Annotated in this window: 18 protein-coding genes; 5 read left to right on the top strand and 13 right to left on the bottom strand. The window is 50.6% G+C overall.

Going from position 1 to position 24,385, the window contains the following annotated elements:
• Nucleotides 1-12 precede the first annotated feature (12 nt).
• Entirely contained in the window at nt 13-1,011 is a 999-nt protein-coding gene (kdgT, locus tag SK38_RS15635) for a 2-keto-3-deoxygluconate transporter (protein ID WP_048236321.1), read from the bottom strand.
• Nucleotides 1,012-1,710: 699 nt separating this feature from the next.
• Here kdgT and proP point away from each other — a divergent pair.
• Together proP and pmrR are read left to right on the top strand one after the other, a co-directional pair.
• Nucleotides 1,711-3,213 carry a glycine betaine/L-proline transporter ProP gene (proP, locus tag SK38_RS15630; RefSeq protein ID WP_003826737.1) on the top strand — a complete coding sequence of 501 codons (1,503 nt, stop codon included), beginning with the start codon at nt 1,711-1,713 and terminating at the stop codon, nt 3,211-3,213.
• Between the two features lie 673 nt (nt 3,214-3,886).
• Nucleotides 3,887-3,976: an LpxT activity modulator PmrR gene (pmrR, locus tag SK38_RS15615; protein WP_003826741.1), complete on the top strand. Its 90-nt coding sequence runs from the start codon at nt 3,887-3,889 to the stop codon at nt 3,974-3,976.
• Here pmrR and pmrB read toward each other — a convergent pair.
• The 7 genes from pmrB to melR form a co-directional block, all read right to left on the bottom strand.
• Nucleotides 3,970-5,052 carry a two-component system sensor histidine kinase PmrB gene (gene pmrB, locus SK38_RS15610; RefSeq protein WP_048236318.1) on the bottom strand — a complete coding sequence of 361 codons (1,083 nt, stop codon included), beginning with the start codon at nt 5,050-5,052 and terminating at the stop codon, nt 3,970-3,972. The genes pmrR and pmrB overlap by 7 nt on opposite strands.
• A complete protein-coding gene (gene pmrA, locus SK38_RS15605; RefSeq protein ID WP_008786966.1) occupies nt 5,053-5,721 on the bottom strand; it encodes a two-component system response regulator PmrA in 669 nt (222 codons plus the stop codon). It lies immediately after the preceding gene.
• A 4-nt stretch (nt 5,722-5,725) separates the two neighbouring features.
• The gene (gene eptA, locus SK38_RS15600) at nt 5,726-7,363 is read right to left on the bottom strand and encodes a phosphoethanolamine transferase EptA (RefSeq protein WP_048236317.1); all 1,638 of its coding nucleotides are present in this window, start codon (nt 7,361-7,363) and stop codon (nt 5,726-5,728) included.
• Between the two features lie 146 nt (nt 7,364-7,509).
• Nucleotides 7,510-8,847, bottom strand: coding sequence for an arginine/agmatine antiporter (adiC, locus tag SK38_RS15595; RefSeq protein ID WP_003031853.1), 1,338 nt, complete (start codon nt 8,845-8,847; stop codon nt 7,510-7,512).
• Nucleotides 8,848-8,974: 127 nt separating this feature from the next.
• Nucleotides 8,975-9,736 carry an AraC family transcriptional regulator gene (locus SK38_RS15590; RefSeq protein ID WP_008786968.1) on the bottom strand — a complete coding sequence of 254 codons (762 nt, stop codon included), beginning with the start codon at nt 9,734-9,736 and terminating at the stop codon, nt 8,975-8,977.
• 314 nt (nt 9,737-10,050) lie between these two features.
• Complete coding sequence (adiA, locus tag SK38_RS15585) at nt 10,051-12,318, bottom strand: arginine decarboxylase (RefSeq protein WP_020996085.1); 2,268 nt, start codon at nt 12,316-12,318, stop codon at nt 10,051-10,053.
• Between the two features lie 237 nt (nt 12,319-12,555).
• Entirely contained in the window at nt 12,556-13,488 is a 933-nt protein-coding gene (melR, locus tag SK38_RS15580) for a transcriptional regulator MelR (RefSeq protein ID WP_048227451.1), read from the bottom strand.
• Between the two features lie 269 nt (nt 13,489-13,757).
• Between melR and melA the strand changes: the two genes are divergently transcribed.
• From melA to SK38_RS15565, 3 genes are all read left to right on the top strand, one after another.
• Nucleotides 13,758-15,113, top strand: coding sequence for an alpha-galactosidase (gene melA / locus SK38_RS15575; protein ID WP_156183262.1), 1,356 nt, complete (start codon nt 13,758-13,760; stop codon nt 15,111-15,113).
• A 92-nt stretch (nt 15,114-15,205) separates the two neighbouring features.
• On the top strand, nt 15,206-16,636 hold the full coding sequence (gene melB, locus SK38_RS15570) for a melibiose:sodium transporter MelB (RefSeq protein WP_048236314.1): 1,431 nt from the start codon (nt 15,206-15,208) through the stop codon (nt 16,634-16,636).
• Nucleotides 16,637-16,638: 2 nt separating this feature from the next.
• Nucleotides 16,639-16,893, top strand: a complete 255-nt coding sequence (locus SK38_RS15565; protein WP_008786972.1) for a SemiSWEET transporter — start codon at nt 16,639-16,641, stop codon at nt 16,891-16,893.
• A 20-nt stretch (nt 16,894-16,913) separates the two neighbouring features.
• On the opposite strand, the gene SK38_RS15560 is transcribed toward SK38_RS15565, so the two are convergent.
• The 5 genes from SK38_RS15560 to SK38_RS15540 all read right to left on the bottom strand — a co-directional run bounded on the left by SK38_RS15560 (nt 16,914) and on the right by SK38_RS15540 (nt 23,833).
• The gene (locus tag SK38_RS15560; RefSeq protein ID WP_032941584.1) at nt 16,914-17,537 is read right to left on the bottom strand and encodes a DUF2238 domain-containing protein; all 624 of its coding nucleotides are present in this window, start codon (nt 17,535-17,537) and stop codon (nt 16,914-16,916) included.
• Nucleotides 17,538-17,684: 147 nt separating this feature from the next.
• Nucleotides 17,685-19,331 carry a class I fumarate hydratase FumA gene (fumA, locus tag SK38_RS15555; protein ID WP_008786974.1) on the bottom strand — a complete coding sequence of 549 codons (1,647 nt, stop codon included), beginning with the start codon at nt 19,329-19,331 and terminating at the stop codon, nt 17,685-17,687.
• A gap of 96 nt (nt 19,332-19,427) precedes the next feature.
• On the bottom strand, nt 19,428-20,768 hold the full coding sequence (dcuB, locus tag SK38_RS15550; protein ID WP_003031873.1) for an anaerobic C4-dicarboxylate transporter DcuB: 1,341 nt from the start codon (nt 20,766-20,768) through the stop codon (nt 19,428-19,430).
• Nucleotides 20,769-21,485: 717 nt separating this feature from the next.
• Nucleotides 21,486-22,205 carry a two-component system response regulator DcuR gene (gene dcuR, locus SK38_RS15545; protein WP_008786975.1) on the bottom strand — a complete coding sequence of 240 codons (720 nt, stop codon included), beginning with the start codon at nt 22,203-22,205 and terminating at the stop codon, nt 21,486-21,488.
• A complete protein-coding gene (locus tag SK38_RS15540; protein WP_048236312.1) occupies nt 22,202-23,833 on the bottom strand; it encodes a sensor histidine kinase in 1,632 nt (543 codons plus the stop codon). Before SK38_RS15540 ends, dcuR begins: the two co-directional genes overlap by 4 nt.
• Nucleotides 23,834-24,385 lie beyond the last annotated feature (552 nt).

Raw genomic sequence — 24,385 nt, 5'->3', positions numbered from 1 at the left:
ATAAAGGCAGGTTTAGTGGTGCAAAGAGTCTGCCGGGGTGGCCACCGCTTCGTTGGCGACCAGGTTTTTATTAAAATGTTTGGCGTACAGCGCGGTGATAATCGGCACCAGAATGGCGGTGACAATTACGCTGGCGGCAACCAGCGCCGTAGCGGATGCGGCAACCGGTTCGAACGCCGGGTTAATCTGAGCGATAATCACCGGGTTTGCTACCGCAGCGCCTGCTGCTGAAGAGGCTGCGACGCCTGCCGTACCGTTCCCGCCACCAATAACACGGTCAGCAATAATCAGCGGGATACCGGTGATGACGATAACCGCGACACCCAGCAGGATACCCAGCAGACCGGTATCAACGATCACGCTCAGGTTAATAGTGTTACCCAACGCGAAGCCGAAGAACGGGATCAGCACCGGTGTGGCTTTGCTGAAGAAAGAACGCAGGTCGTGATCCAGGTTGCCCAACGTAAAGCCAATCAGGAACGGTAATACCGCGCCGATGAAATGGTGTGGCTCGAAGGAGGCCAGACCCGCAGAGCCGAGGATCACCATGGTCATTAACGGACCGGATTCCAGAGACATCAACACAAATGCGCCGGACTCTTCTTTGGTGCCGTACTGGTTCATCAGGCTGGCGTACAAACCACCGTTGGTCATGTCCATTGCGGAGACAATTGCCAAAACTGAGAGGCCTGCAAAGAACCCGGTTTGAATACCGGTATCAGGAATAAATGAAGCAGCAATCATTGCCACTACCCACGCCACGGCTATTTTGGTTATTACCAGCGTACCGGACTTGCGTAATACCGTACCGGTTGCCCGCAAATCAATAGATGCGCCGATACAAAAAAACCACACTGCCAGAATCGGTACCGTTCCGCTGATCATTCCTTTGGTAAACGAACCGAAATACGCACCGGTATCCGGAGCTAACGTATTTAACACTGCGCCTAATAACAGAGGAATCAACATCATTCCGCCGGGGATGCGTTCAATCGTGGCTTTAATTTTCATAAACGTCCTCATGTCTTGTCGCTGCTAAAATTCGCGCAAGAGGGTAAAAATTAATAAATTCAAATGGTTGCTGGTATTTCTTAACAAAGAAAATCGCTATCTCTTTGTTTTATAAAATCTAACGCGGCATACGTTGAGCGTGTTGCTGCTCCCAGGGATATTGCGTCTGGAATTAGTTTGCATTCACAGGAACATTGATTCAATCAAAATAAAACGATGTTTTAGTTATCTTCATCACATATTCCGTGCAAAAGTTCTTAAGCACCATGATTATTAAAAAAGCTGTGATCTTTTTGTGAAGGGATTAGGTGGTTTTTTTGCTAGCAGAATAATAGTGACCGCTGTGATTGTTGGTGCAATAAAGCGATTTATTCTTGTATTTAATTGTCATTAAATCGCAAGCATTACATGTAAAAAAGCTGACTAAGAATGACCTAATTTACGCATGTTGACGAAATGAAAAACTATATGTGAAGTTGATCACAAATTTAAACGCTGTTAGGGTAAAGAGGTCATTAACCGCCCAATCAGGCGTCAACAGGTTCGGTTGTACTGTGCGTTTCTCGTCAGTGTAAGTAAACCTGCTACGCTTGTTACAGGGAATGCGCCTGTGCATTCCCCGCTCGGTGATGACCCTGACGCATGGGCGTTAGGGGACTCGAACTGGAGCGTGACAGGGCTAAGTCTATGAGGACGAGTATGCTAAAAAGGAAAAAAATAAAACCGATAACGCTGCGCGACGTTACCATCATTGATGACGGTAAATTGCGAAAAGCCATTACCGCAGCGTCGTTAGGTAATGCGATGGAGTGGTTCGATTTTGGTGTTTATGGATTTGTTGCTTACGCATTAGGTAAAGTGTTCTTCCCGGGGGCTGACCCCAGCGTGCAGATGGTTGCTGCACTCGCCACCTTCTCTGTTCCCTTTCTGATTCGACCGCTTGGCGGATTGTTCTTCGGTATGCTCGGCGATAAATACGGTCGTCAGAAGATACTCGCTATCACCATCGTGATTATGTCGATCAGTACCTTCTGTATCGGTCTTATTCCCTCGTATGCCTCAATTGGTATCTGGGCACCGATTCTGCTGCTGCTGTGTAAGATGGCGCAGGGGTTCTCGGTCGGCGGAGAGTATACCGGGGCATCGATTTTTGTCGCAGAGTACTCGCCAGACCGTAAGCGCGGATTTATGGGCAGTTGGCTGGACTTCGGCTCGATTGCCGGGTTTGTGCTGGGCGCGGGCGTGGTGGTCCTGATCTCAACTATCGTCGGCGAGGATAACTTCCTTGAGTGGGGCTGGCGTATTCCGTTCTTCCTAGCTCTACCGTTAGGGCTGATTGGTCTGTACCTGCGCCATGCGCTGGAAGAGACGCCGGCGTTCCAGCAGCACGTGGATAAACTGGAGCAGGGTGATCGTCAGGGTCTGCAGGAAGGTCCCAAGGTCTCGTTTAAAGAGATTGCAACTAAGCACTGGCGCAGCCTGTTGGCATGTGTTGGTCTGGTGATTGCCACCAACGTCACCTACTACATGCTGCTCACCTATATGCCGAGCTATCTGTCGCATAACCTGCATTACTCTGAAGACCACGGCGTGTTGATTATTATCGCCATCATGATTGGTATGCTGTTTGTGCAGCCGATTATGGGGTTGCTCAGCGACCGTTTCGGGCGTCGTCCGTTTGTGATCATGGGCAGTATTGCGCTGTTTGTGCTGGCGATTCCGGCATTTATTCTGATTAACAGTAATGTTATCGGCCTGATTTTCGCCGGGTTGCTGATGTTGGCGGTGATCCTCAACTGCTTTACCGGGGTGATGGCGTCAACGTTACCGGCGATGTTCCCGACGCATATTCGCTACAGTGCGCTGGCCGCCGCGTTTAATATCTCGGTATTGATCGCCGGTCTGACTCCGACATTGGCCGCATGGCTGGTGGAAAGCTCGCAGAATCTGATGATGCCTGCTTATTATCTGATGGTGATTGCGGTAGTAGGTTTAATTACCGGCGTGACCATGAAAGAGACGGCTAATCAGCCGCTGAAAGGCGCGACACCTGCTGCTTCGGATATTCAGGAAGCGAAAGAGATCCTCGGCGAACACTACGATAACATTGAACAGAAAATCGAAGATATCGATCAGGAAATTGCTGAGCTACAGGTTAAGCGCACGCGTCTGGTGCAGCAGCATCCGCGTATTGAAGAGTAACGGTGTTATTGCCTGATGGCACTACGTTTATCAGGCCTACGGGCAGCGCCGTACTTAGTCGGCCGGATAAGGCGCTAGCCGCCATCCGGTGCCTGGCCTTGGCATTCGTGTTATTGCCTGATGGCACTACGTTTATCAGGCCTACGGGCAGCGTTGTACTCAGTAGGCCGGATAAGGCGCTAGTCGCCATCCGGCGCATGGCCTGGGCATTCGTGTTATTGCCTGATGGCACTACGTTTATCAGGCCTACGGGCAGCATTGTACTCAGTAGGCCGGATAAGGCGCTAGCCGCCATCCGGCGCATGGCCCGGGCATTCGTGTTAATGCCTTGGCACTACGTTTATCAGGCCTACGGGCAGCGTTGTACTTTCGTAGGCCGGATAAGGCGCTAGCCGCCATCCGGCGCATGGCCTGGGCATTCGTGTTATTGCCTGATGGCACTACGTTTATCAGGCCTACGGGCAGCATTGTACTCAGTAGGCCGGATAAGGCGCTAGCCGCCATCCGGCGCATGGCCTGGGCATTCGTGTTATTGCCTGATGGCACTACGTTTATCAGGCCTACGGGCAGCATTGTACTCAGTAGGCCGGATAAGGTGTCTTATGATATCAACTTAAGGTTGGCTTAATCTGTGTCAGGCAAACTCTCCTCCATAGTTTCGGAGGAGAGTGTCATGAAAACCCGTATTTATGAAAGTTTGACCACCGTGTGCAGCGTGCTGATCGTCAGCAGCTTTTTGTATGTGTGGGTGAGCTCTTACTGATCTTTCGCCAATTCCACCCATGCGCGAGTGCCGGTGGCTCCCTGGCGATTTTGCAGATAGAAATGCCCCTGATGTAACTGGGTGATACGACTGACAATGCTCAGCCCCAGCCCAATCCCACCAAAACGGCTGTCCATTCGGACGAATGCTTTACTTAACTCCCCGCATTTACTTTCATCAATGCCCGGCCCTTCATCTTCGACGGCCAGGACGGCATCATGCTCGGTGTTCAGGCTAATCGTAATATGGGTGCCTTCCGGGCTGTAACGATGCGCGTTTTCCACCAGATTTCGTAGCAGCATCCGCAACAGCGTAGCATCGCCACGCACGACAACGTCCGCCGCGCTTTGTGGCAGGAGCAGCGTCTGTTTACGTTGGTCCAGCATGGTGCTGAGTTCATCGTAGGATGGCAGAATAACGTCCTCCAGCAGTTTGACATGCTGGTAGCTCCCGGCTGAAAACGACTGCCCGACGCGGGCGAGTTGCAGCAGCTGCGATACGCTGTCCATCATTTGATCAAGGCGGGCAATCAACGGCGTAACGTCGACCTTATGGGTTTTGGATAATAATTCCAGATGCAGGCGAACGCCTGACAGCGGTGTGCGAAGTTCGTGGGCGACATCGGCGGTAAATAAACGTTCGTTTTCAATAGTGCTGGTCAGCCGCGTTACCAGGTCATTGAGCGCTGAGACAACGGCCTGGATCTCAACGGTTGAGCTGTGAATTTCAATCGGGGCCAGGTTATCGGCTGCTCGCGCCTCTAACTCTTTTTGCAGATCTGCCAGAGGGCGGGTAATACGTCGCACCGCCTGGTAGCAAATTAGCAGCGTCAGGCTGACCATAAAGATGCCGGGGACGATCAGGCTGGCGATAGCCTCGCGGATCTCATGCATGATGTGGCGATCGTTGTTACGGTTATCGCGCAGCGCCTGTTCGAATAACTGTATTTGCTCGGTACTTTCGTGCCACAACCAGAAGGTGCTAATGAGCTGAAAGACCAGCAGAATTAGACCGATCGTCAGTATTAACCGTTGGCGAAGAGGGAGAGGTCGTTTTAGATATTGCAGCAGCTTCACTTAGCTTTCCTCAGTGGCGACCAGCATATAGCCAAATCCCCTGACCGTACGGATGCGTGATTTCCCCACTTTATCGCGCAGATTGTGAATGTGCACTTCCAGCGTATTGGTCGACGGTTCGTTATCCCAACTGTAGATGTCGTTATACAGAATTTCCCGGTGAACAGGACTGCCTGCCTTGAGCATCAGACGCGACAGGAGCGCGTATTCTTTCGGCGTTAAGATAACCTCTTGTCCGTCCATCCACACCTGGCGACGACCGATATTCAGCGTCAGATTGCTGACAATTAATTCACTTTCACCCTGATTGTTGTGGCGACGCAGAAGTGCCCGGATGCGGGCGTGCAGTTCTTCCAGTGCGAACGGTTTGACCAGATAGTCATCGGCACCCACGTCCAGCCCGCTGACCCGGTCTTTGAGCGTGTCACGGGCGGTGAGGATCAGCACGGGGAGAGAGTATTTCTTCTGTCTGATGCGGGTCAGGAAGTGCAAACCGTCTTCATCCGGCAAGCCCAGGTCCAGAACAACCAGACTGTAATGTCCGGTCTCCAGACACTGCTCGGCTGCACGGGCGGTTGACACGCCATCACAGGCGTAGCCTTCTGTTTGTGCAGCGAGTATCAGTCCCTGTAGTAACAACGTGTCGTCTTCAACAATCAGAATTTTCATTCGTTTAGCCTCCCCGGCAGGGTTGCAGAATATCATCTGCCGCCTGATATTTCTGTGTTTGCACGCCCGTTAATCCCAGCAGAGTTGAGAAGAGATTATCCTGCGAGAAGTCTTCTGAGCTTGCCCGTTTTTGCAAACATGTCTGAGAGACCTGATAGCGTTGCTGATAATCCTCGGAGAGCCACAGCAGCATCGGCACATGTTTTTGCGTATCTGGTGCAATCGAATACGGCAGGCCGTGCAAATAGACGCCATTTTCCCCTAAGGATTCGCCGTGATCGGAAAGATAGACCAGGCTGGTGGTGAAATTATCCTGGTGTTCTTTCAGTATATTGATCGCTTTATCAACAATATAGTCAACGTAAAGAATGGTGTTGTCGTAAGTATTGACCAACTGTTGCTGCGAACAGGTCTGGATTTCGTTGGTATCGCAGGTTGGCGTAAATTTCTTAAACTGCGCAGGATAGCGGTTGTAATAGGTCGGACCGTGGCTGCCGATGGTGTGCAGCACAATCACCCCGTCGCCTTGCAGGTTATTAATGTACTCTTCCAGCCCGTGGAACAGGACTTCATCGTAGCATTCACCGTCAATACACTGCCCTGGCAGGTTCAGCTTAGTCATATTCTGGTGTGGAACCCGATCACAGGCTCCTTTGCAGCCGCCGTCGTTATCGTTCCACAGAACGTTAATTCCCGCCCGCTGAATGATGTCGAGTACGCCTTCCTGATGCTGTGCCAGTTCTTCGTCGTAGTGCGCGCGTGGCATATCCGAGAACATGCAGGGTACTGATACTGCCGTTGCCGTTCCGCAGGATGTGGTGCGGGGGAAATAGACCACATCATCTTTTTCCAGCAGCGGGTTGGTCTGGCGCGAGTAGCCTGACAGCGAGAAGTTATCGCCGCGCGAGGTCTCGCCGAGAACCACAATCGTCAGGTTCTTACGCTTTTCTTTTACCATCAACGGATTGCGATGGGCATCTTCGCCAATGCGCACCAGCGGCAGGTGGGCCAGTCGCTGGTGTGAATACCAGGATGACGTCGCCACAATGCTGTTGGATGGACTGAGGGATTTCACCAGTTCTTTGTTGTTGCGAAACAGTGAGGCGTAATCTTTATAGAAGAACGCTGCGACCAGCACGATCAGCAGCGCGGAGATCAGAATATTCGCGCCACGAAACAGTATGCTGCGCATAACTGGCGTGATCGGTTTAATTTTTACCCAGCAGGCAATGAGCGCGGCCAGAATGCCGCTCACCCCGAGCGTGATGAGCATTTGCGGCGTCAGCAAAGCAAAGGTTTCGGCGGGCGTAGTGTCCATCATATTGGCGATCATCGAGCGGTCGATGATGATGCCGTAGGTCATGATGAAATATTGGGCCGATGCACCAACCAGAATGAAAATGCACGCCACCAGGCGATTAAGCCACAGGAATGAGGCCAGCGTCAGCACGATGTTCATGACGCTGAACGCGACGACTGGCATTGATAAAAACACCAGCACGTTACGCACAGAGTCCAGAGGCAGGTCTTGCAGCACTTGTTTATAGAACGCAATGTTCAGGAAGGTCGCAAGATAAAATGAGATCAGCAGGAGCCAGCTGATTAGCCCGAGAGTGGGCCTTTTAAACAAGAGCTTTAACATTAAGGGGGTTCCATCGACTAAGTGGCGCAAATCCTCTCAAAGTAAAGTTAAGCCAACCTTAAGTTCTTAATGTTGATTTCTCGAATATCAGCGAGGCAGCGGAGGCCCGATGAACTGACGCCATCGGGCAATGACGATTGCTTAAGTTAGTTATTGTTCACTGGTGCATCCAATGGATACGGGTTTTTATGGATCCGGTTGTAGTTCAGTGCGTACAGCGCGGTGATGATCATCAGCGTGACGAACGACCACATCACTTCTTTGGCGCCGGAACCGACAACCGCCCAGATGCAGTAGACAAAGGCGATAAAGGTCACCAGTAAGTACATCGGGCGTGCTTTACCAAAGTGGCCATGGCCGAGCAGCAGCAGCGCGGCGCAGGTATACAGATACGGCACCAGGGTGAAGATAACGGAGACCGAAGAGACCAGACCAAACTCTTTTGCTGCGTTCGGCGACATGCTGCTGAACTGGAAGATGGTCATCAGGATGCCGACGATAATTAACCCAGCCACTGGCGTACCGGCTTTGTTCACGCGGGCAAAAATTGGTGGGAACAGGCCGTCATCGGCTGCGGCTTTGGCGGTTTGCCCGGCAAGCAGCGTCCAGCCGCCCAGAGAACCAAGACACCCGGCAGCAGCACAGAAGGAAACTATCGCCCCAGCGGTGTCACCCAGCGCCATACGTGCGGCATCACCGAACGGAGAGGCTGATACACGCAGCGCCGCGTTAGGGATCATACCCATGATTGCGGTGGTGGAGAGCACGTAGCAAACAGCGGCAATCAGCACACCGCCCATGGTGGCGATAGGTACGTTACGTTTGGGATTTTTAACCACGCCAGCCGCAACGGAGGCGCTTTCCACCCCGATAAATGACCACAAGGTGACGTTCAGAGTGCTTTGAATCGCGCCGAAGGTGTTCATCCCGCTGACGTTCCAGGCTGCCATATAGGTTTCACCGCGGAACCAGAACCAGCCGAAGACGGCAATCCCGACAATTGGCACCAGTGCCAGTACCGTTGCGACGGCCTGCACGCGGGTGATCATTTTCGGTCCGACAATGTTCAGTAATACGAAGATCCACAGCACTACGACGCAGGTCAGCGTCAGGACCAGCGGATCTTTTAAGATGGGGAAGAAGTAGCTCAGGTAACCGACGCCAATGACCACCATGGCGATGTTACCAATCCAGCAGGCCAGCCAGTACAGCACGTTGGTCTGGTAGCCCAAAAAAGGACCGAAGCAGCGGCGGGCGTAAGCATAAGAACCACCGGGACTGGAGTCTAAGGACGACATTTTGGCGTACACCATCGACAGTGCCAGAGCACCGATAATCGTGACCAACCATCCGTAGATTGCAATCCCGCCAGTTGACGCAAGGTTTGCGGGTAGCAGGAATACACCGGAACCCATAATATTCCCCGACACCATAAGGGTGACGGGGATTAAGCCCACTTTGTGAGCATCAGCATCCGTCGACATATTTTTTAACTCCTGATAAGGATAAATGACGCCTTATCATACCTCGTCAAAAGTCTATTTAATGATGACGGAGCTGGGGTATCGCTAATGCTGATATTATTATGGCTTATCGCTAACTGATTAAAAATCAGGCGGCGGATGGCTCCCTATGTTGACTCACATAATGCAGAGGCGTCATCCCATAGAACTCTTTGAATACGGAGATAAAGTATGAGGTACTGTTATATCCACACAGTTGAGAGACCTGAGAAATGTTTTTGCCGTCCATCAGTAATTGATTGACGGCATATCGCATGCGACATGTGGTAATTATTTGGCTGTAACTTGTATTTTCACTTTTGAGCTTTTTCTTTAACAAACTGGGACTCAGGCATAAGCAACTGGCAACCATGCTTAAATTCCAGTCTTTATGTATATCGCTCTCAATAATGTGATAAACGCTATCGCTGATACAGTTGCGCAGCATATACATGAGCAAAGAAATAAACTTTTTGCTGTCGAGAAAGCGTGATAACACCGTGAACAGTAGCGAGCGCGTACGCTCTCTTTCAGCTTCGTTCACTGTGTCCATTACGCTGTGTTGGGCTGCCACCCTGAAGACATCCGGCGTCAGACACGCGGCGGTCATCACTGGGCTGGCACTGCGTTGCCAGAGTGGGATCTGTGAAAGGTCTTTATTTAAAAAGCGCAGATAATCTTTAATGATATCGCGGCTGATATGTACGACCAATGCGTTATTAAGTGATGAGAAATCGATAATATTATTATCGCATGCCACCAGCGCCATATGATTAGCTTTTAAACTGATGGCTTCTTTACCGTTAATCCTTAACCAAACATCCTTCTCCGTTAATACAACAACACAAGCTTCTTTGCTGCAAAGCCTCATACCCAACTCCAGGAATATGAACATAAAACACCGTAGCTCAACATCAGATGAGCCAAATCGGCTAAATTGAAATTGTATGATGAAACCAGGACTGCAATAAAATAACGTGTCTGAAATTAATTACAATGTTTGGCGGGATTTTTCTTATGTACACATTTTTGTACGCAAGTGGAAAGGCGCTATTTGCGTATAAAAAAAGCGCGGGGTGGTCCCGCGCAAAAAGGTATGACAATGTTATTGTTTTGCAGCAATACTCAGGAATTACTCAAGCATGACATGTCTACCTTAAACATCGGACTATCTATAAAACGACATTATGCTTTCACGCACATAACGTGGTACACACCGTCAATAATTTCCGTTCCTTCGGTTTCATGTTCAAATCCAGGGAAGTGGTGGTCCCAGGACTGCAACGAACGTAGATAACTAATCTGCGGGCTATTGGCGTCGCCAAAGTTTTCCCCGGACAGCAGCATCGGAATTCCTGGTGGGTAAGGAATAACGGAGTTCGCGGCTATACGACCCGGCAGATTTTCAATGGCCACCATCTCAACGTTATCGCTGACTATCGCGTTATAGGCTTCACGCGGGGTGATTTCAGCAACAGGCAGGCCGGAGTAGGCCGCGTTAAGACGTGCGCCAGGGTTGTTCTCTTTCAGCCAGGCGAACATGGTGTCGCCCAGATCGTGAATGCCCATGTTGGCGTAAGTGTCTGGATGTTCCTCAACCAGTTCTGGCATCACCTGTGCCAGCGGGGTATTGGCATCGTAATGGTGTTTGAAAGAGCACAACGTGTTGATCAGTGTGCCCCATTTCCCGCGGGTAATCCCCATGGAGAACAGGAACATAATCTGGAAATCGGTGGTACGGGTCGGCACGATGCCGTGACGGCCAAGCCAGGCGGTGACCAGTGCAGCCGGTACGCCGTTCTCTTCCAGTTCACCATCGTCGCCCATTCCCGGAGCCAGAATGCTGACTTTGATCGGGTCCAGCATGCTCCAGTTATCCGGCAGGTCTTTAAATCCGTGCCAGGATTCACCGGGGCGCATTACCCAGCAGTTCTGGTCGGTGGTCAGGAGTTGGGTTGGCGCATCGGCAAAGTCATAGGTTTTGCCGGTCTGCGGATCGGTCACAATCTCTTTGTTCCACGGTTTGAAGAACCAGTCGCCTTCGGCGGTGAATTCTTTGTACAACCGTGCCATGGCCTGACGGAAATCGACCGCTTCGTCGATCACTTCCTGGGTGAGCGACAGGCCGCTGTTACCGTCCATCATGGAGACCGCCACGTCGTTTGAAGCACAGATGGCATACAGCGGAGAGGTAGTGGCGTGCATCATGTACGCCTGGTTAAAGCGGGAGAAGTTCACGGCCCCACGACCTTCACGAACGTGAATGTAAGATGCCTGAGAAAGCGCATTCAGCAGTTTGTGGGTCGAGTGGGTGGCAAAAACGGTAGGACCGTTATGATCGCCCGGCGCGCCACGCATGGCGTAGTGATCGGCGTAAATTGGGTTGAAGCGAGCATAGCCGTACCAGGCCTCATCGAAGTGGATGCGATCGCTGGTTTGCGCGAGCAGGTCCTGGGCCTCTTTGGCGTTGTAGCAAACACCGTCGTAGGTACAGTTGGTCACAACGCTGTAAGACGGTTTTTGCCCGGCTTTACCTTTGGTCAGCGGGCTTTCGCTGATCTTTTTCTGCAATGTTTCAGGCTGCATTTCCTGCGGGTAGATAGGCCCGATAATGCCGTACCGGTTGCGGCTTGGCACCATGTACACCGGTTTTGCCCCGGTGAGGATAAGCCCCTGCTCGATGGATTTATGGCAGTTACGATCCAGCACCACGACGTCATCATCGGTCATACAAGCCTGCATGATGGTGCGGTTAGAGCCGGAAGTCCCGACCACCACGGACCAGGAGCGGTCAGCGCCAAACACGCGGGCAGCATATTTTTCGCTCTCGCCAAACGCGCCGGTATGATCCAGCAGCGAGCCGAGCGATGCGCGTTCAATACCCATGTCGCTACGGAATAAGTTTTCACCATAGTAATCATGGTAGAAACGACCGGCCGGCGTTTTGGTGAATCCGACGCCGCCCTGGTGACCCGGTGCTGCCCAGGAGTATTCATGGATGTCGCCGTACTTCATCAGCGCGCTGAACAGCGGTGGCAGAAGTTGTTGGCGGTAGCGGGTCATCGCCGCAACGGCGCGACCGGCGATAAAGTCTGCGGTATCTTCCAGAATCCAGGCGAATTCATCGACAAGCTCCAGCAGGTCGCGATCCAGCGATGCGGTGGCTTTTTCGCGATCGCCCAGCAGGAAAACAGGTACGTTTTGCTGGCGCTCGTGGAGCTTGCCGATCAATTGCCTGACGTTCAGGTGCTCGTCTTGTTGTTCCATTTGATAGCTGAACATCAGGCAATCAATGGCTTCATTGGCGGCGAGGATTGCGTAACCATCGTCGAATGAGGTGGACTTAATGACGGTAACATTTTGGCGGCTTAATGCGTCAGCCAGACGTTCGACAGCGCTACCGACCCAGGTGTCCTGATGCAGAAACTCACTTTCAACAATTAATACTTTCATCATCTTTTACCCGGTTGTGGAAAGGTTGCAATCTATGAATTGCAGACACACCGTATGAATGTGACGCAGGCAAGTATTATCCTGTCAAAATGGGCTGTAAAGCGGGTAAAAAATAGTCTAATTTGTGTTTAATTTGTTTTTAAACAGTGGGTTATGTTTGCTTGTTGGCGGTTTTTCACCGCCGTTTATCGACAGGGGGAATATTTTTTTGGCTGATACTGATATTGCCGAATGATATCAACCAGCGATTGTTTGCCGATGCTGCTGGCTCAGTTTGCGGTACTGCTGCGGCGACATGCCGACAAACTTGCTGAAGGTGTCATAAAAACGGCTGCTGGATCGGAATCCGGCAGTCAACGCAACGTCGAGAATGGTTTTATCGGTATCGCTAAGCAATGCGCGGACGTGATTGATCCGCATTGCCGTGATGTACTGCTTCAGGGTGAGTTGCATTACGCGTTGGAAAATCCCCATCGCGTAGTTGGCGTTGAGCTTCACGTGTTCCGCGACGTCGTTGATGGTGAGCGCCTGATCGTAGTTGTCGGCAATAAAGCTCAGCATTTGGCTGACGTAAAACTGGGCGTGCCGCGACACGCTGTTTTTGTGGGTCCGCGAGGTTTTATTGACCAGGATAGGCTGCCAGCCGGAAAGGCTAAACCGTTTGAGCATCAGACCAATTTCATCAATGGCGAGCTGGCGAATTTGTTCGTTCGGGTTGCTCAGTTCCTGTTGCCAGCGCTGAACCTCAAAGGTGCTCAACTGCTGCGACGCCAGCGATTTGATGACCATTCCATGGGTAACATGGTTGATCAGCTCGCGATCCAGCGGCCAGGAGAGGAAAAGGTGCATCGGTAAATTGAAGATAGCCATACTTTGGCAGTTGCCCGGACGCGTGAGCTGATGCGGTGTACAGGCCCAGAATAGCGTGATGTGTCCCTGTTTTATCTGCACGACTTCGTTGTTGATAAGGTACTCGACGTCACCATCAAACGGAACATTGATCTCCACCTGCCCATGCCAGTGGCTGGCAGGCATAGCATGCGGTGAGCGCAACTCGATATCCATCCGTTGATATTCTGAGTACAGCGATAGCGGGCTGCGGGTTTGTTCTTCATCGCTACTGCACATGTGCGGATCGGGAGGAAGAGGCGATGTCGGTAATGTACTCATGGTTGCTCCATTTCCTGAATTATCAGAATCATGTCATTTAACACGTATTAAGGCTGAGAATCAGGACACAAATTGGACCGTTACCATTGAGCATAGCGACATTTTGCGGCCGCATACTCTGCTTTTTGGGTAATTTTGTCCCATAAACTCAGATCCAATAGGGCGCAGAGTGATGATCTGAGTTTATGGGAATGCTCAGCAGGGAAGTCGGAGGTTTTCATCTATGCGCTGTGCCACCATGACTGTGTTCACTAATGTTCTGGAGAGTCATGATGTCTGCACCCAAAATTACCTTTATCGGCGCCGGTTCCACGATTTTCGTCAAAAATATTCTTGGGGACGTCTTTCACCGCGATGCGCTTAAATCTGCGCATATCGCCTTGATGGATCTCGATCCTACGCGTCTGGAAGAGTCACACGTTGTTGTGCGCAAGTTGATGGATTCTGCGGGCGCGTCTGGACGAATCACCTGCTATACCGATCAAAAAGCAGCATTACAGGATGCTGATTTTGTGGTGGTCGCTTTCCAGATTGGCGGCTATGAACCTTGTACCGTCACCGATTTTACGGTGTGTAAACGCCATGGTCTGGAGCAGACGATTGCCGACACGCTGGGGCCGGGCGGCATTATGCGCGCGCTGCGCACCATCCCGCATTTATGGCAGATTTGTGAGGATATGACCGAAGTCTGTCCGCAGGCCACAATGCTTAACTACGTTAACCCGATGGCAATGAACACCTGGGCAATGTATGCGCGCTATCCGCATATTAAGCAGGTTGGGTTGTGTCATTCGGTGCAGGGGACGGCGGAGGAGTTGGCCCGCGATCTGAACATCGACCCTGCTTCTTTGCGCTATCGCAGTGCCGGGATCAACCATATGGCGTTTTATCTGGAGCTGGAGCGCAAAACGGCGGACGGTGCCTATGTGAATCTCTACCCGGAGCTGCTGGCGGCCTATGAATCCGGTCAGGCGCCGAAACCGAATATTCACGGAAATACCCGTTGCCAGAACATTGTGCGTTATGAAATGTTCAAAAAATTGGGGTATTTCGTCACCGAATCGTCGGAGCACTTCGCCGAATATACGCCGTGGTTTATCAAACCGGGGCGTGAAGATTTGATTGAGCGCTATAAGGTGCCATTGGATGAATATCCGAAACGTTGTGTGGAACAGTTGGCGAACTGGAAAAAAGAGCTGGAAGAGTACAAAACGGCTGAGCGGATCGACATTAAACCGTCGCGCGAATATGCCAGCACTATCATGAACGCTATCTGGACCGGTGAACCGAGCGTCGTGTATGGCAACGTTCGCAATGACAATCTGATCGATAACTTGCCGCAAGGCTGCTGCGTTGAGGTCGCTTGTCTGGTTGATGCGAATGGTATTCAGCCAACGAAAGTCGGGACTCTCCCGTCACATTTGGCGGCCATGATGCAAACCAATATCAATGTTCAGACCCTGCTAACGGAAGCCATCCTGACGGAGAATCGCGATCGCGTTTATCACGCGGTGATGATGGATCCGCATACCGCCGCGGTACTGGGGATTGAAGAGATTTATGCGCTGGTGGACGACCTGATCGCGTCTCACGGCGACTGGCTGCCGGCCTGGCTGCACCGTTAATACACAATCACGCCGGGCATTGTATCCGGCGTTTAACCTCTGACGTTTCCTCTTACAGAAGGCGGGCGCTGGTAACAGCGACCCGATACCCTATGAGCATATCTCTGACAACAAAACTCAGTTATGGATTTGGAGCGTTTGGTAAGGATTTCGCCATCGGTATTGTGTACATGTACCTGATGTATTACTACACCGACGTAGTGGGATTATCGGTGGGGCTGGTCGGAACGTTGTTCCTGGCGGCAAGGATTTGGGATGCGGTAAACGATCCCATTATGGGCTGGATTGTGAACGCCACCCGATCGCGCTGGGGAAAATTTAAACCCTGGATCTTGCTAGGTACGCTGGCGAACTCATTGGTGCTGTTTTTGCTTTTTAGCGCACATCTTTTTGAGGGTACTGCGCAGGTCGTATTTGTTTGCGTGACGTATATATTATGGGGAATGACCTACACCATTATGGATATTCCATTCTGGTCACTGGTGCCAACCATTACGCTGGATAAACGCGAGCGTGAACAACTGGTGCCGTACCCCCGTTTCTTCGCCAGCCTTTCTGGGTTTGTTACCGCAGGCGTGACGCTGCCTTTTGTGAGCTATGTTGGCGGAGCAGATCGTGGTTTTGGTTTTCAGATGTTTACGCTAATTCTCATCGCGTTCTTTATCATTTCCACCGTTGTGACGCTACGGAATGTGCATGAGGTTTATTCGTCAGACAGTGAGGCCACGGCAGACAGCAGTCGTCTTGGGTTGAAAGCGATCGTTGGGCTTATCTATAAAAATGACCAGCTATCCTGCCTGTTAGGTATGGCACTGGCTTACAATATTGCATCCAATATCATTGCTGGCTTTGCCATTTACTATTTTACCTACGTGATTGGCGATGCAAGTCTCTTCCCGTACTACATGTCTTACGCAGGTGCGGCAAACCTGCTGACACTGATTTTCTTTCCTCGGCTGGTAAACGCGTTGTCACGACGGATCTTGTGGGCTGGGGCATCGGTGTTGCCGGTGCTTAGCTGTAGCGTACTACTGGTGATGGCGCTGGCAGATTTCCATAATATCTTACTGATTGTTATAGCGGGTGTTTTACTGAATATTGGTTCTGCGCTTTTCTGGGTGTTGCAGGTCATTATGGTGGCAGATACCGTTGATTACGGCGAATACAAACTTAATGTTCGTTGTGAAAGTATCGCTTATTCGGTGCAGACAATGGTGGTAAAAGGTGGGTCAGCATTTGCCGCTTTCTTTATCGCGTTGATACTCGGGGTGATTAATTACGCGCCAAATGTCGCGCAGTCTGCCGAAACCATCGTTGGCATGCAGTTTATTATGATAGCGCTACCCGCACTCTTTTTTGTGGTGACCTTAGTCCTGTATTTCCGCTTTTATCGACTGAATGGCGACACCCTGCGCAGGATCCAGATCCATTTACTGGATAAGTATCGCAAGGTGCCGCAGCACCATGAGCAACCGGATATCCCGGCTATTGCGGTAGTGGCTCCAGGCGATGTGAAGGCATAGCGATGGAATGGTATTCGTTGATTGGATATTTGGCGGCCAGCCTGACGACGCTCTCTTTCTTGCCGCAAGCCATTAAGGTTATTACCACCCGCAACACACAAGGCATCTCCGGTTTGATGTATGTGATGTTTGTGTGCGGGCTGGTTTTGTGGCTGATTTACGGATTATTGATTGAAGATACTGCCGTCAGCATGGCGAACTTTCTGACACTGTTGTTCGCCTTGCCGATTTTGGTTATCAAGTACCGCAGTAGGTAGCGTAGATTGCCGGAGAAGCGTTAGCGCTCTCCGGCCGTTTTCAACTGCCGATTGTGCCAGCCCGCCAACGCGAGGACCGTTGTTAACGCACCGAGCAGGGCGCAGAACATGTCCGACTGGGTATCCCACGGGTCACCCTGCGTGCCAAGGAAGTCATCCGCACCTTGCCCCATTGCCAGCGCAGCCCACCATTCGATCAGTTCATACATTGCGCTAATCGCCAGTGCTACGCAGCAGACCAAAAATGCCAGCATCTTACGACCACGGACAATATTGCCGCGCACTAAAATCTCTCTTGCCGTCAGGGCTGGTACCAGCCCCTGGAAGAAGTGGCCCAGCTTGTCATAGGGGTTTCGACTGAGATCCAGCCATTCCTGAACCTGAAAACCGACGGGGACTTTGGCGTAGGTATACATCCCGCCTACCATCAGAATGATGGCGTGCAAGAAAATCAACGTATAAAGCAGCGGCGTCAATGGGTACTGCTTCATGGTTGCCAGTAACAGCGGGACGACAATAATGACTGGCGTGACTTCCATCAGCCAGGTGATTTTCTCCGAGGCAGAGATACCGGTGTAGATAAGAATCAGCGCCAGGATCAATGCGCCGGTGCGCAAGATTGTGGGGTTCAGAGTGCGGAGCATTGCGAATTCACACGTAATGGAAAAGGTCACTATTCCCTGTGAGCGGCAAAAATTCAATACCAGTAAATGGGGGGATAAAGTTGGCCCGGGGGGATCGCTGGACTGACGCCAAAAATTTAGTGCCAGTCCAGTGCCGGGCCGAATGGGTTACTTCGCGCAGTTAGCGCATTGTTTGCTGACGATTTGCTGGAAGAAATCGTTGCCTTTGTCATCGACCAGAATGAAAGCCGGGAAATCTTCTACTTCGATTTTCCAGATAGCTTCCATACCCAGCTCCGGGTATTCCACGCATTCCAGATGCTTAATGCTCTGCTGCGCCAGTACCGCTGCCGGTCCACCAATGCTGCCCAAGTAGAAGCCGCCGTGTTTGTGGCAGGCGTCAGTCACCTGTTGGCTACGGTTACCTTTTGCCAGCATGATCATGCTGCCGCCGTGAGACTGCAACAGGTCAACGTAGGAGTCCATACGACCCGCGGTGGTTGGACCTAAAGAACCGGACGGGTAGCCTGCAGGTGTTTTGGCCGGACCCGCGTAGTAGATCGGATGATCTTTCACGTACTGCGGCAGACCTTCGCCGGACTCAATACGTTCTTTTAACTTCGCGTGGGCAATGTCACGACCAACAATGATAGTACCGCTCAGTGACAGACGAGTAGAAACCGGGTACTGAGAGAGCTGGGCGAGGATCTCTTTCATTGGGCGGTTAAGGTCAACTTTAACCACTTCGCCTTCGCCCGCCTGGCGCAGAGATTCTGGAATGTACTGACCTGGGTTATGTTCCAGTTTTTCAATCCAGATCCCTTCGCGGTTGATCTTGGCCTTGATGTTACGGTCTGCGGAGCAAGAAACGCCCATACCAACCGGGCAGGATGCGCCGTGGCGAGGCAGGCGGATCACGCGGATATCATGTGCGAAGTATTTCCCGCCGAACTGAGCACCAAGGCCGAGTTTCTGCGCTTCTTCCAGCAGTTCTTGTTCCAGTTGCAGATCGCGGAACGCCTGGCCGTGAGCATTGCCTTCAGTCGGTAGCGCGTCATAGTAGTGTGTGCTAGCCAGCTTCACCGTTTTGAGGGTGCTTTCCGCTGACGTACCACCAATAACGAATGCGATGTGATACGGCGGGCAAGCTGCGGTACCCAGCGTGCGCATTTTCTCAACCAGGAAGTTTTTCAGTTTGCCGGGAGTCAGCAGCGCTTTGGTTTCCTGATACAGATAGGTTTTGTTGGCTGAGCCGCCGCCTTTGGCCACGCACAGGAATTTGTATTCGTCGCCGTCCACGCTGTACAGATCGATCTGTGCGGGCAGGTTGGTGCCGGTATTTACTTCTTTGTACATATCCAGCGCCGCGTTTTGCGAGTAGCGCAGGTTATCTTCGATATAGGTATTAAATACGCCTTTGGAGAGCGCCGCTTCATCGCCGCCGCCGGTCCAAACACGCTGACCTTTTTTACCCATGATGATTGCCGTACCGGTGTCCTGGCAGGTTGGCAACACGCCTTTGGCGGCGATTTCGGAGTTTCTCAGGAACTGCAGCGCCACGTACTTATCGTTTTCGCTGGCTTCGGGATCATGGAGAATTGAGGCTACTTGCTGTTGGTGTTCTGGGCGGAGCATGAAGGAGGCATCGTGGAAGGCTTGCTGGGCCAGTAGTGTAAGTGCTTCAGGGGCTACTTTCAGGATTGTTTCGCCTTCAAACTCGCCGACGCTGACGTGATCGGATGTCAGCAGGTAGTACTCAGTTTTGTCTTCCCCCAGTGGGAAAGCCGCCTGGTAAGTGAATTCAACTTTTGACATTTGCTTCCAGCCTTTTCATTTTTCTCAGGAATTTTAAAATTCTCTGTGTCTTCATGGTGGCGTGCCGTACCAACGTGGACGGCACGCGAACTGTGATTACAGGAAACCGTACATTGCGGCGAAGATCCAACCAAAGACACAGGATACGCTTACGCCGATCAAGCCAGGCAGAATGAAGCTGTGGTTGATAACGAAGCGGCCGATGTGGGTGGTGCCGGAACGGTCAAACTGGATAGCAGCCAGATCGCTCGGGTAGGTCGGCAGAATGTAGTAACCGTAACATGCCGGAGCAGAAGCCACGATGTACGCGGGATCAACCCCGATTGCCAGCGCGACCGGAACAATCGCTGCCAGCGCCGCTGCCTGGGAGTTTACAAATTTGGATACCAGCAGCAGAACAATTGCATAGGCCCACGGATACTCTTTCACCATATTGCCCAGCACACCTTCGATTTCTGTCATGTGCGCGCCGAACATTGTTTCGGCCATCCAGGCAATACCGTACACCGCCACAATCGCGATCATACCGGAACGGAAGACTTCGTTTTTAGATATTGAAGCGGGATTGGTCTTCGTCAGGATAATAATCAGCGCACCGGTCAGCAGCATGAACATCTGGATAACCAGCACCATTGACAGCGGTTTGCCGCTAAAGGTAGGACGCAGCTCAGAGAACGCGCCAAGCACGGCAACCACGGCGATAGCAGCCAGGAAGATCCACATGGCCAGCCAGTTGCTTTTCGGCAGCTTTTTGTCTAACAGCGTGGCGGTATCGCCATACACATAGTTATGGTTTTCAGGTACGGAAATGAACTTCTGGAACTCTTCATCTTTATCCAGATCCTTACCACGGAACCAGCTGAAGATACCGATCGCCAGGATACCCAACAGGGTAGACGGGATGGTGATGCTGAGCAGGTCGAGGAATTCGAGATGCTTGCCTTCAAACGTTACGTTACCCAGCATTGCCACCAGTGACACCACGGCTACAGAAACTGGGCTGGCGATAATCCCCATCTGTGCACCGATAGAACTCGCCGCCATCGGACGTTCCGGGCGAATATTGTTCTTAATGGCAACGTCATAAATGATTGGCAGGATGGTGTATACCACGTGCCCTGTACCGCAGAGAATCGTCAGGGTGCAGGTAACGAAAGGTGCGACGATGGAAACGTATTTTGGGTTACGGCGCAGCAGCTTTTCAGCGATTTGCAGCATAACGTCAAGGCCGCCGGAGGCTTGCAAGGTTGCCGATGCGGCCACCACGGCAATAATAACCAGCATTACATCTACAGGTGGTTTACCCGGCTGGAGATGGAAAACGAAAACCAGAATGACCAGGCCGATACCGCCTAATAAACCCAGCGCGATACCGCCCTTTCTGGCACCATAAAACAAACATATTAATATTATGAGAAGTTGTATACTAAATAACATTTTATTTACCCTCGCGAAAAACCCAGTCAATTTTTTGAAAAATGGATCTGTGCCACATTCTTTTTTGCCAGAATAAGCATCAAAAAATGGTCAGTATTCGATATGTCCGTATTTGCGATTAATGTTCAAATGTCTTGCTAGAATGTTTTTTCAAATTTATGGAAATATTTAGCTTTTTTCTGTGGCTTTGATCAGAGGAGAAAATCCTCAGGCGATGGGAAGCAGAGCTGGGCATGGAAAGCTGCGGTTGACGCTGTAATTTATCTGTTTTGCGTTTTCCGCTATTACGTGAACCACCGACAGAATGGGTGAGTAGATTATTTATGTGATCACGGTCACGCCATCTCATAATGTGATGAGGTCGGCGTGCGGATACTTTTATTTGCTCACAAAAATGTACGGTGTCCATGGTACGTAGCATGGTCTCCATTGCTACCAGTCTAGATTTTTTATGTCTGGTTAATTTCAGACTAATCCTTTATGGGTAAAAATACACACTCTGCGAGTTAGATAATACTTAATTAACTTTTGTTAGCGATTTTGAAATTAAAAACAGTGTGATGGTTGTCAATATTAAAATAATACATTTAACATGCCGGATACAAATATATTTGATCTAACGCAAATTTATAATTTTACAGTGCCAGCTGGTGAAATTGGGATTTTTCATTATTTTAATAATTGTTACTTTCAAATAACAAATAATCCCAAGTGTATTTATTGGCAATATTGTTTAAGCAATGAGTAGTGTTCAGCCTGCACACGATAACGATAAACAGGTCTGCCGGTCACGCCATAATGGATGCTGGTAAATAAGATGTGACAATTGACGAGCCAGATAAGGTATTTACGGCAAGAGACGCGCGAGATATTGACCTCGTTGGCCAGCTCATCCGTGGAGAACTCCTGATCCTGGTGCTCATCAATCCACTGACACAGCGTGCGTAACGTTTGTGGCGTTAACCCTTTAGGTAAGCGCCGTGCTTCCTGTTCATTGGAAGAGCTGCCGTGAATCAGCTGGTCAAGCTCAGACTGTTCATAGTACTGATGCTTGTCCATCTCATTTTTCTTGTGCAGCCAGCCGGTGAGCGCCTCTTCAAACCGGGAAGCCTGGAAAGGTTTGATCAGGTAGTCAACAACACCGTAGTGAAGTGAATCTTTGATGGTGGTGGCATCAGCGGCGGAAGAGATGACGATGACATCACACTTGCAACCTTCGCTGTGCAGAACCGGTAGCAGGTCCAGACCGTTTTCTTTTTGCATATAAATATCTAGCAAAATCAGATCGATATGATGACCGCTATGAAAGATTATCTCTTTTGCTTTCTCCAGCGTGGAGGCTGTGCCGCAGCAGTGAAAACCGGAGAGTTGCGCGACATAACGGCGGTTTAATTCCGCTACCATTGCATCGTCATCGACAATTAAGACATTGATCATCTGCTGGCCCTCTCACCATTCCACGGTAACTGTACAAAAAATTGGGTGAAGATCCCTGGTTCAGACTCGACGGAAATATTACCGCCAACGTTTTCAACCTGTTGTTTAACAAGCGCTAAACCAACGCCCCGTTCGCTTCCTTTTGACGAGACGCCCTTCTCAAAGATGTGCTCAATGTTTTCGGGGGCAATCCCCGGACCATCATCATTCACTTCGCAATGCAACCAGCCGTGTCGATAATGCAAGGATACGCTGATCTCACCACCAGGTTCTTGACCTAGCGCTTCCAGGGCGTTTTCAATCAGATTCCCCAGAACGGTAATCAGTACCGCCACCTGATCTTCGTTGCTATTTTCCGGTAACTGGCTTTCATTGCTAATGACCAGACTATGGCCTAAATCAGATGTGCGATTAATCTTACTGAGTAAAAATCCTGCGATCACCGGTGATTTTATTTTTCCTAACAGTGAGCCAATTTCTTCCTGATAATTGTTTGCGGTCTTCAGGATGTAATTTTCAAGCTGCTTATAACTTTTCAGATGCAATAATCCCAGAATCACGTGCAATTTATTCATGAATTCGTGGGATCGTTCACGAAGTGCGTCGGCATAGTTGACCATACCATCCAGACGTTGCATGAGTTTTCGGACTTCAGTCTTATCTCTGAAGGTTGAAATGGCACCGATGATTTTACCGTTGCTGAGTACCGGGACCGTGTTAATTAAGAGTAGCCGATCCTTCACCATGATCTCTTCATCGCGGCGCGGCGTTCCGTCATGTAGTACCTGTGAAAAATCGACCACCTGTGACCACGCATGGCTGAGTGTGGAGAGCTGGGCATCATCTTGTGATTTGTGATAATCCAGCAGCTCCTGCGCCGCCTGGTTAATCAGGGTCACTTCACCGCATTCGTCAACGGCAATAACACCTTCCTTTATAGAGTGCAGCATCGCCTGGCGTTGTTCGAACAGATTGGAGATTTCATAAGGCTCCAGGCCAAACAGAATGCGCTTGAGGACTTTGACAAATACCCATGTGCCGAGTAGCCCAACCAGCACGCCAAATAAGATTGACCAGATGATGCTGCCGCGGCTGTTATTGATCTGCTCAGTCACCCGGCTGAGCTCAAGGCCGATCGACACCACGCCAATCTGCCGATGATGTTCGTCATAGATAGGAGTAAATACACGTAGAGCTTTAGCCAGGAATCCGCGATTAATGGCGACATTCTCTTTACCTTGCAGGGCCAGCAATATGTCATCACCTTTAAATGGCTGACCGATTCGCTGCGCTTCGGGATGGGAGTAACGAATGCTTTGCATATCAGTGACGACGATAAACAAAAAGTCGTTGCTCTTATTCACCGCCTGGGCAATCGCCTGAATGCCGCTTTCCTCGGGCTTTTTCATTAGGCCCTGGCGGATCTCCGGAGAGTTGGCTAGCGTTCGCGCGACCGCAAGCGCTTTACTCGCTAATGCATCGCGCGTCATGTTGCTGATCTGCGAGAAATAAATCAGATGAACGACAAGCAGCACGGAGAAGAGTACTGCACTAACCATGAGGATCACGGTGGTGCCAAGCTTCATCGGGCGTTTACGTATAGCAGTACGTTGCAGGGAGTATCTCATCACGGTCCTGAAATCACGGTTTGTGCGGGTATTATTGCCTGATGGGGTGCGTAATTCAAAGGTGGTAGGGATTATGGCGCTTAAGTTGTCAGTCCTTCTTCTTTATATAGCGTAGAGTGAATTTCTTTCTATATAGAGGTTTTCATACCGATTCTCTCCCTTTTTAGGGACGCTTACAGATAATTTCCTTACGATTGTGGATAACTCTGTGTGTAAATGGGTATAAGGCGGGGTTTTGCTGTGGAATGCAGCAGTCAGTCATTTTTCTGTCATTTAAGGGTTGCGGGCCGCAGGAAACTCCCTATAATGCGCCTCCATCGACACGGCGGATGTGAATCACTTCACACAAACAGCCGGTTCGGTTGAAGAGAAAAACCTGAAAATGAGGGTTGACTCTGAAAGAGGAAAGCGTAATATACGCCACCTCGCGACAGAGCGCTAAAGCGCGTCGCAACTGCTCTTTAACAATTTATCAGACAATCTGTGTGGGCACTCGAAGATACGGATTCTTAACGTCGCAAGACGAAAAATGAATACCAAGTCTCAACGAGT

The organism is Citrobacter sp. MGH110 (assembly GCF_001037515.1).
GTDB classification, from domain to species: Bacteria; Pseudomonadota; Gammaproteobacteria; order Enterobacterales; family Enterobacteriaceae; genus Citrobacter; species Citrobacter portucalensis.
Note: the sequence above shows the minus strand (reverse complement) of the source record. Positions and strands in the feature narration are given on the sequence as shown.

Bases quoted from the DNA above. Each gene is read 5' to 3' on its own strand.
- kdgT (WP_048236321.1), bottom strand. From the start codon at position 1,011: ATGAAAATTAAAGCCACGATTGAACGCATCCCCGGCGGAATGATGTTG.
- proP (WP_003826737.1), top strand. From the start codon at position 1,711: ATGCTAAAAAGGAAAAAAATAAAACCGATAACGCTGCGCGACGTTACC.
- pmrR (WP_003826741.1), top strand. From the start codon at position 3,887: ATGAAAACCCGTATTTATGAAAGTTTGACCACCGTGTGCAGCGTGCTG.
- pmrA (WP_008786966.1), bottom strand. From the start codon at position 5,721: ATGAAAATTCTGATTGTTGAAGACGACACGTTGTTACTACAGGGACTG.
- eptA (WP_048236317.1), bottom strand. From the start codon at position 7,363: ATGTTAAAGCTCTTGTTTAAAAGGCCCACTCTCGGGCTAATCAGCTGG.
- adiC (WP_003031853.1), bottom strand. From the start codon at position 8,847: ATGTCGACGGATGCTGATGCTCACAAAGTGGGCTTAATCCCCGTCACC.
- SK38_RS15590 (WP_008786968.1), bottom strand. From the start codon at position 9,736: ATGAGGCTTTGCAGCAAAGAAGCTTGTGTTGTTGTATTAACGGAGAAG.
- adiA (WP_020996085.1), bottom strand. From the start codon at position 12,318: ATGAAAGTATTAATTGTTGAAAGTGAGTTTCTGCATCAGGACACCTGG.
- melR (WP_048227451.1), bottom strand. From the start codon at position 13,488: ATGAGTACATTACCGACATCGCCTCTTCCTCCCGATCCGCACATGTGC.
- melA (WP_156183262.1), top strand. From the start codon at position 13,758: ATGATGTCTGCACCCAAAATTACCTTTATCGGCGCCGGTTCCACGATT.
- melB (WP_048236314.1), top strand. From the start codon at position 15,206: ATGAGCATATCTCTGACAACAAAACTCAGTTATGGATTTGGAGCGTTT.
- SK38_RS15565 (WP_008786972.1), top strand. From the start codon at position 16,639: ATGGAATGGTATTCGTTGATTGGATATTTGGCGGCCAGCCTGACGACG.
- SK38_RS15560 (WP_032941584.1), bottom strand. From the start codon at position 17,537: ATGCTCCGCACTCTGAACCCCACAATCTTGCGCACCGGCGCATTGATC.
- fumA (WP_008786974.1), bottom strand. From the start codon at position 19,331: ATGTCAAAAGTTGAATTCACTTACCAGGCGGCTTTCCCACTGGGGGAA.
- dcuB (WP_003031873.1), bottom strand. From the start codon at position 20,768: ATGTTATTTAGTATACAACTTCTCATAATATTAATATGTTTGTTTTAT.
- dcuR (WP_008786975.1), bottom strand. From the start codon at position 22,205: ATGATCAATGTCTTAATTGTCGATGACGATGCAATGGTAGCGGAATTA.
- SK38_RS15540 (WP_048236312.1), bottom strand. From the start codon at position 23,833: ATGAGATACTCCCTGCAACGTACTGCTATACGTAAACGCCCGATGAAG.